The sequence below is a fragment of the Escherichia sp. TW14182 genome (genome assembly GCF_000208525.1).
Taxonomy (GTDB): domain Bacteria; phylum Pseudomonadota; class Gammaproteobacteria; order Enterobacterales; family Enterobacteriaceae; genus Escherichia; species Escherichia ruysiae.
Window position 1 is genome coordinate 1 of sequence record NZ_AEJZ01000344.1, and the last position, 8,385, is coordinate 8,385.

The following is an 8,385-nucleotide window of genomic DNA, read 5'->3' on the forward strand; positions in this document are numbered from 1 at the left end:
AGCAGAACAGCTTTAAACATACCTGATAACGTTTAAGTGGTAACGGTGTCCCGGAACGCTCTCGTTTCGGGACAAATTCCAAAGTCTGTTCACTGGCATTAGCAATGGAAAATATTGCTCTGAATACGCTTCAGAACAAGACAGGCGCGGTTCCGACAGGAATACCGTTTTAGGGGGAAAATATGGCTACATCAGTACAGACAGGTAAAGCTAAGCAGCTAACATTACTTGGGTTCTTCGCTATTACGGCATCGATGGTAATGGCTGTTTATGAATACCCTACCTTTGCAACATCCGGGTTTTCATTAGTTTTCTTCCTGCTATTAGGCGGGATTTTATGGTTTATCCCCGTTGGACTCTGTGCTGCGGAAATGGCTACCGTGGACGGTTGGGAGGAAGGCGGCGTTTTCGCCTGGGTATCGAATACCCTGGGGTTAAAATGGGGATTTGCAGCGATCTCATTTGGCTATCTGCAAATCGCTATCGGCTTTATTCCGATGCTCTATTTCGTGTTAGGGGCACTCTCCTACATTCTTAAATGGCCAGCACTGAATGAAGACCCGGTAACAAAAACCATTGCGGCACTCATCATTCTTTGGGTTCTGGCATTAACTCAGTTTGGCGGTACTAAATATACAGCGCGAATTGCTAAAGTCGGCTTCTTTGCCGGTATCCTGTTACCCGCATTTATTTTGATTGCATTAGCGGCGATTTATCTGCACTCCGGTGCGCCAGTTGCTATCGAAATGGATGCAAAAACCTTCTTCCCGGATTTCTCTAAAGTTGGCACCCTGGTTGTGTTTGTTGCCTTTATATTGAGTTATATGGGTGTAGAAGCCTCCGCAACCCACGTCAATGAAATGAGCAATCCGGGGCGAGATTATCCGCTGGCAATGTTATTGCTGATGGTGGCGGCAATCTGTTTAAGCTCGGTTGGTGGTTTGTCCATTGCGATGGTCATTCCGGGTAATGAAATCAATCTGTCCGCTGGGGTAATGCAAACCTTTACCGTTCTGATGTCCCATGTGGCACCGGAAATTGAGTGGACGGTTCGCGTGATCTCCGCACTGCTGCTGCTGGGTGTTCTGGCAGAAATCGCCTCCTGGATTGTCGGTCCTTCTCGCGGGATGTATGTCACAGCGCAGAAAAACCTGCTACCTCCAGCGTTCGCCAAAATGAACAAAAATGGCGTGCCGGTCACTCTGGTTATTTCTCAGCTAGTGATTACCTCTATCGCCTTGATTATCCTCACCAATACCGGTGGTGGTAACAATATGTCCTTCCTGATCGCACTGGCGCTGACGGTGGTGATTTATCTGTGTGCTTATTTCATGCTGTTTATTGGCTACATTGTGTTAGTCCTTAAACATCCTGACTTAAAACGCACATTTAATATCCCTGGTGGTAAAGGCGTGAAACTGGTTGTGGCTATTGTCGGCCTGCTGACCTCAATCATGGCGTTTATTGTTTCCTTCCTGCCGCCGGATAATATCCAGGGGGACTCTACCGATATGTATGTCGAATTACTGGTCGTTAGCTTCCTGGTGGTACTTGCCCTGCCCTTTATTCTCTATGCCATCCACGATCGCAAAGGCAAAGCGAATACCGGTGTGACACTGGAGCCAATTAACAGCCAGAACGCACCGAAAGGTCACTTCTTCCTGCATCCACGTGCTCGTTCACCGCACTATATAGTGATGAATGACAAGAAACATTAACCATCTCTGAAGGGGATAGGACAAGGGAGCGATAGTTAATCGCTCCCTTTTTCGTACCTGTTATCGTATTGACTTGCCCCAGATAAGTACGAGAATGAGCAACACATCTGTTTACCGGAAACCAGCATATATGGATATCTGCTCCCGAAACGTGAAATTAACGATCAAAAAGCCAGCCACACTCGTTGCTCTGGCTCTTTTACTGTGTAGTTGTAAGACCACACCGCCAACGCCAATAACTACACCACCAGCAGGTTCAAAACCACCAGCGACAACACATCAACCAGCGCAGCCGATGCGAGGTATCTGGCTGGCTACTGTCTCTCGCCTCGACTGGCCCCCCGTTTCCTCGGTTAATATCAGTAACCCCACCAGCCGAGCCCGCGCACAACAACAGGCGATGATTGACAAGTTAGATCATCTACAACGTCTCGGCATAAATACGGTCTTTTTCCAGGTAAAGCCCGATGGTACAGCCCTTTGGCCATCGAAAATTTTACCGTGGTCCGATCTTCTGACCGGCAAGATTGGTGAAGATCCAGGTTACGATCCGCTGCAATTTATGCTCGACGAAGCCCACAAGCGTGGGATGAAAGTGCACGCATGGTTTAATCCCTACCGCGTGTCGGTTAATACAAAACCCGGAACTATCAGGGAATTGAATAGCACCCTGTCACAGCAACCAGCCAGTGTCTACGTGCAGCATCGCGACTGGATCAGAACGTCGGGCGACCGTTTTGTTCTCGACCCTGGTATCCCTGAGGTTCAGGATTGGATCACATCAATAGTTGCGGAAGTGGTTTCCCGTTATCCGATAGATGGCGTGCAGTTCGACGATTATTTCTATACTGAATCACCGGGTTCGCTGCTGAACGATAACGAGACGTACCGCAAATATGGGAGAGCTTTTGCATCAAAAGCAGACTGGCGGCGCAACAATACTCAGCAATTAATTGCAAAGGTATCGCACACCATCAAAAGCATTAAGCCTGAGGTTGAATTTGGCGTTAGCCCGGCGGGCGTCTGGCGCAACCGATCACACGATCCGCTCGGTTCCGATACACGAGGCGCAGCAGCCTATGACGAATCCTATGCAGATACCCGCCGTTGGGTAGAACATGGTTTACTGGATTATATTGCCCCACAAATTTACTGGCCTTTCTCACGTAGCGCAGCACGCTATGACGTACTGGCAAAATGGTGGGCAGATGTCGTCAAACCGACCAAAACCCGTCTATATATCGGTATTGCCTTCTATAAAGTGGGTGAACCCTCAAAGATAGAACCTGACTGGATGGTTAACGGCGGCGTGCCAGAACTAAAAAAGCAGCTTGATCTTAACGATGCTGTACCCGAAATTAGCGGCACGATTCTGTTCCGCGAAGATTACCTTAATAAGCCACAGACCCAACAAGCCGTTAGTTATCTGCAAAGTCGTTGGGGTAGTTAAACGCCCTCTTTTACTGTGTCATGCCGGTGATGCAAGCACCGGCATGACACCCTGCAAAATGCCGTAACCTCTTAAATAAAATTATCTCCATATAAGCAAATTGCTACAATCCTCTGATTAATTAGTATCAACATGAAAAACAATACGATATTCGTCACCACCGAAAAATAATCACGATGGGCTATACTCTTCAGAAGAACAGTAGCGTAGATTAAAACTGTCTAATCCGTTTATTTCTTTTCATTATATCCTCATATTTCAGGAGAATATGGTGCGATAAGTCTGTCCAGTATGTTGCGTTTCGTTTTTTGATCCCATCTGCCTTTCCAGTCGTATAAGGGGCTGAATTATGGAGATGTACTTTAAAAGAATGAAAGATGAGTGGACTGGATTAGTTACCCAGGCTTCCCCTCTCATTCGCGCTAAAGCCGCAGAAATTGCTGTTGCACATGCCCATTACCTGAGCAATGAGTTTTATCGTATTGTACGCACAGACCCACATGCCGAAGAGTTTTTGAGTAACGAACAGGTTGAAAGGCAACTTAAAAGTGCTCTGGAAACATGGATTATCGATGTGCTCTCTGCTCAAGCGGACGATGTTGATAGGCTTATACAAATCCAACATACCGTGGCCGAAGTACATGCCCGTATCGGCATTCCCGTAGAAATCGTTGAGATGGGTTTTCGTGTATTGAAGAAAATCCTCTATCCAGCGATATTTTCCTCTGATTATTCGCCAGCGGATAAACTTCAGGTTTATCATTTTTCGATTAACAGTATTGATATAGCCATGGAAGTTATGACCCGGGCGTTTACCTTTAGCGACAGTAGTGCGGCTAAAGAAGACGAGAATTATCGTATCTTCTCACTACTTGAAAATGCCGAAGAAGAAAAAGAACGGCAAATAGCCTCATTACTTTCATGGGAATTAGATGTTATTTATAAAGTCCTGTTGGATTCTGATTTAGGCAGCAGCTTACCGTTAAGCCAGGCTGATTTTGGCTTATGGTTTAACCATAAAGGTCGGCATTATTTTAGCGGTATTGCTGAAGTCGGTCATATCTCTCGCCTTATTCAGGATTTCGACGGGGTTTTTAATCAGACAATACTCCATGCCAAGAATCTGAGTAACAAAACTCTGCGAGTGAAGTTTTTATTGCAGATACGAAATACCGTATCGCAAATTACAACCTTATTGCGAGAACTGTTTGAAGAAGTTTCTCGCCATGAAGTGGGAATGGATGTGTTGACTAAGCTACTTAACCGCCGTTTCCTGCCGACTATCTTCAAACGTGAAATTGCCCATGCCAATCGGGCTGGCACGCCGTTATCTGTTCTCATCATCGATGTTGATAAATTCAAAGAGATCAATGATACATGGGGACATAACACCGGCGACGAAATTCTGCGTAAAGTCTCGCAGGCGTTTTACGACAACGTCCGTAGTAGTGATTATGTTTTCCGCTACGGTGGTGATGAATTTATCATTGTACTGACGGAAGCCTCAGAAACTGACACTTTACGTACCGCAGAACGTATTCGCAGTCGGGTAGAAAAAACCAAACTGAAAGCTGCAAACGGCGAAGATATTTACCTCTCTCTGTCCATTGGTGCCGCCATGTTTAATGGACATCCGGATTATGAACGTTTAATTCAAATAGCCGACGAAGCTCTGTATATCGCCAAAAGACGAGGTAGAAACCGTGTTGAACTCTGGAAAGCCAGTCTTTAGATTCACCCGGATGCAGAGGTAATCATGAAGCTAACCGATGCAGAAAATGCCGCTGACGGCATTTTTTTCCCCGCGCTTGAGCAAAATATGATGGGCGCGGTGTTAATCAACGAAAATGATGAAGTCATGTTTTTCAACCCCGCTGCAGAGAAGCTTTGGGGATATAAACGCGAAGAGGTCATTGGCAATAACATCGATATGCTGATTCCCCATAATTTGCGCCCAGCACACCCTGAATACATCCGGCATAACCGCGAAGGAGGTAAAGCGCGTGTCGAAGGAATGAGCCGGGAATTGCAGCTGGAGAAAAAAGATGGCAGTAAAATATGGACACGATTTGCCCTGTCAAAAGTGACTGCCGAGGGGAAAATTTATTACCTGGCGCTGGTGCGAGATGCCAGCGTTGAAATGGCGCAGAAAGAACAGACCCGGCAGTTGCTCATTGCCGTGGATCATCTCGACCGACCTGTGATTGTGCTTGATCCTGAGCGTCATATCGTTCAGTGCAATCGCGCGTTTACAGAAATGTTCGGCTATTGCATCAGCGAAGCCAGCGGTATGCAGCCCGATGCGCTGCTTAACATTCCTGAATACCCGACAGATAACCGCATCCGCTTACAGCAGCTTTTGTGGAAAACCTCCCGCGATCAAGATGAATTTTTGCTATTAACGCGCACGGGTGAAAATATCTGGATTAAAGCGTCTATCAGTCCGGTCTATGACGTGCTTGCTCATCTACAAAATCTGGTAATGACCTTCTCAGATATCACCGAAGAACGGCAAATCCGCCAGCTGGAAGGCAACATCCTCGCCGCCATGTGCAGCAGCCCACCGTTTCACGAAATGGGTGAAATCATTTGCCGTAATATTGAAGCCATTCTTCATGAATCGCATGTGTCACTGTATGCATTGCGTAATGGGATGCCAGTGCATTGGGCGTCGTCCTCTCATGGGACAGAAGTAAAGAATGCACAAAGCTGGGCTGTTACCATTCGCCAGCGCGATGGCGCACCAGCGGGAGTTCTGCAAATCAAGACGGCTGCAGGGACAGAAACCAGTGCATTTGTCGAACGCGTGGCAGACATCAGCCAGCATATGGCCGCACTGGCGCTGGAACAGGAGAAAAGCCGCCAGCACATCGAACAGCTAATCCAGTTTGATCCGATGACCGGTCTGCCAAATCGCAATAATCTGCACAATTACCTCGATGACCTTGTCGATAGAGCTGTATCTCCGGTGGTTTATCTTATTGGCGTCGACCATATTCAGGATGTGATCGACAGCCTCGGCTATGCGTGGGCCGATCAGGCATTGTTAGAAGTCGTTAATCGCTTTCGCGAAAAACTCAAACCCGACCAGTATCTCTGCCGCGTTGAAGGTGCACAGTTTGTCCTCATTAGTCTGGAGGATGAAGTCAGCAACATTACCCAAATCGCTGATGAGCTACGCAACGTCGTTAGCAAACCGGTCATCATTGACAATCAGCCTTTTCCTTTAACCTTAAGTATTGGTATCAGTTACGACGTTGGCAAAAACCGTGACTACCTGCTTTCTACCGCCCACAATGCGATGGATTTCATTCGCAAAAACGGCGGTAACGGCTGGCAGTTCTTTAGCCCGACAATGAACGAGATGGTTAAAGAGCGGTTGATATTAGGCGCGGCGCTGAAAGAAGCAATCAGCAACAACCAGTTGAAGCTGGTTTACCAGCCGCAGATCTTCGCCGAAACGGGCGAACTGTATGGTATTGAAGCTCTTGCTCGCTGGTATGACCCGCAGCATGGACATGTTCCCCCTTCCCGGTTTATTCCCCTCGCAGAAGAGATTGGTGAAATTGAAAATATTGGTCGTTGGGTAATTGCTGAAGCCTGTCGCCAGTTAGCAGAATGGCGAAGCCAGAATATTCATATCCCGGCGTTATCCGTAAACTTATCTGCGCTGCATTTTCGCAGTAATCAGCTACCCAATCAGGTTTGCGATGCGATGGAAGCCTGGCAGATTGACGGCCACCAGCTGACGGTGGAAATCACTGAAAGCATGATGATGGAACACGATACGGAGATCTTTAAACGCATCCAGATCCTGCGGGATATGGGCGTAGGTTTATCTGTCGACGATTTCGGTACAGGCTTTTCCGGCCTGTCACGCTTAGTCAGCCTGCCGGTAACGGAAATTAAAATCGATAAAAGTTTTGTCGATCGTTGCCTGAGCGAAAAACGCATCCGTGCCTTATTAGAAGCCATTACCAGCATTGGGCAAAGCCTGAACTTAACCGTAGTGGCAGAAGGTGTGGAAACGAAAGAACAGTTTGAGATGTTACGCAAGATTCACTGCCCCGTGATTCAGGGCTATTTCTTCTCACGTCCTTTGCCCGCTGAGGAGATCCCTGGCTGGATGTCTACTACGCTACCGCTTCAAATCGACGCTTAGTACATCTTGCCCGCGCAGGCGGGCAAGATTTCACGTATTCATATTCCGCCATTCGCCCGATGCTATATTAAAATTTGTACTGAATGCCCGCGCCAATAATGTAATTATAGTTTTGCATCCCTGGCGAATCTTTCTCTTTTACGCTTTCACCCTTGTCTTTATAAGAAATTACTGTGTTACCAATATCATTAGAGAATCTACTCCATGATATTTCTGTGAAAATCCGCGCCTGTGAGTTAATGTTATACCCCGCATTAATAAGACCTGAATAATATTTTTGGTTGGATACTTTATCTTTAAATGTAATGTTGCGCAAATAATGCTGATCTGTTCCTTTCCCTTCTCCCCAGGCGCTATATTTAAATTGAGCAATAATATCAAAATCATGATAGACATATTTACCAGAAAGACCTAAATAAGGCGCACTGAATTTTTGTTGGTAGCCAATAACTCTTTGGTCATGAGGAATATCTCCAGTGTCGGCACCATTATCATAACTATAGTAACCTCCTTTCGCCAGCCAACTGAAACGCGTCTCCTGATAGCCTAACATAGCGCCGAGTTGGTAACTCGGATCCGTTAAAAACCAACCTGTCATATTGAGATCAAACTGATTTGCAAAATTCAACCGCGTTGCCGGGTGATGTGACCAATCGCTCCAGTGGTGCTGCCCCGGCTCCAGCCAGTCATAATCATCCATTAGCGTACCGGCAGACGCAATCGTCGTCCAGCCTTTAGCATTAAGCGTCAGCCATGAGATTGCATCCCAGGTTAGCCCCATTTTAATAATGGGGGTATTTTGAATTTTCCAGTCCAGTTGGCTAAGTTTACCGCCATCGCTATAAACAAACTCACCTGACTCACCATTCAGAAATGAAAGAGAAGCATCACCAAAAACATTGTCAGATAAGAAATTAAATTCTGAAGATGCGCTTGCATACTGACTTAGAGAAATTAAAGCAATAGCAAAAGAGACCTTTTTCATCAACATAGTTTCATCCTTATTAAACAATGTTAATTAGCTCATTAATTAAATTTAACTAATTCAAATTAAT

Annotated in this window: 5 protein-coding genes; 4 read left to right on the forward strand and 1 reads right to left on the reverse strand. The window is 46.3% G+C overall.

Annotated features, from left to right (window positions below; all coding sequences use genetic code 11):
- Nucleotides 1-182 precede the first annotated feature (182 nt).
- From gadC to dosP, 4 genes are all read left to right on the forward strand, one after another.
- Nucleotides 183-1,718, forward strand: coding sequence for an acid resistance gamma-aminobutyrate antiporter GadC (gene gadC, locus EQY_RS0121355; protein WP_000246004.1), 1,536 nt, complete (start codon nt 183-185; stop codon nt 1,716-1,718).
- Between the two features lie 130 nt (nt 1,719-1,848).
- Nucleotides 1,849-3,168, forward strand: coding sequence for a family 10 glycosylhydrolase (locus EQY_RS0121360; RefSeq protein WP_000350415.1), 1,320 nt, complete (start codon nt 1,849-1,851; stop codon nt 3,166-3,168).
- A gap of 349 nt (nt 3,169-3,517) precedes the next feature.
- Entirely contained in the window at nt 3,518-4,900 is a 1,383-nt protein-coding gene (locus tag EQY_RS0121365; protein WP_000426304.1) for a diguanylate cyclase, read from the forward strand.
- A gap of 24 nt (nt 4,901-4,924) precedes the next feature.
- Nucleotides 4,925-7,330 (forward strand): oxygen-sensing cyclic-di-GMP phosphodiesterase DosP, encoded by a 2,406-nt coding sequence (dosP, locus tag EQY_RS0121370; protein WP_000778561.1) that lies wholly within the window; start codon nt 4,925-4,927, stop codon nt 7,328-7,330.
- 67 nt (nt 7,331-7,397) lie between these two features.
- On the opposite strand, the gene EQY_RS0121375 is transcribed toward dosP, so the two are convergent.
- Complete coding sequence (locus EQY_RS0121375) at nt 7,398-8,321, reverse strand: omptin family outer membrane protease (protein WP_000928773.1); 924 nt, start codon at nt 8,319-8,321, stop codon at nt 7,398-7,400.
- Nucleotides 8,322-8,385 lie beyond the last annotated feature (64 nt).

Coding starts and splice junctions, on each gene's coding strand:
- EQY_RS0121375 (WP_000928773.1), bottom strand. CDS start 8,321: ATGTTGATGAAAAAGGTCTCTTTTGCTATTGCTTTAATTTCTCTAAGT.
- EQY_RS0121365 (WP_000426304.1), top strand. CDS start 3,518: ATGGAGATGTACTTTAAAAGAATGAAAGATGAGTGGACTGGATTAGTT.
- gadC (WP_000246004.1), top strand. CDS start 183: ATGGCTACATCAGTACAGACAGGTAAAGCTAAGCAGCTAACATTACTT.
- EQY_RS0121360 (WP_000350415.1), top strand. CDS start 1,849: ATGGATATCTGCTCCCGAAACGTGAAATTAACGATCAAAAAGCCAGCC.
- dosP (WP_000778561.1), top strand. CDS start 4,925: ATGAAGCTAACCGATGCAGAAAATGCCGCTGACGGCATTTTTTTCCCC.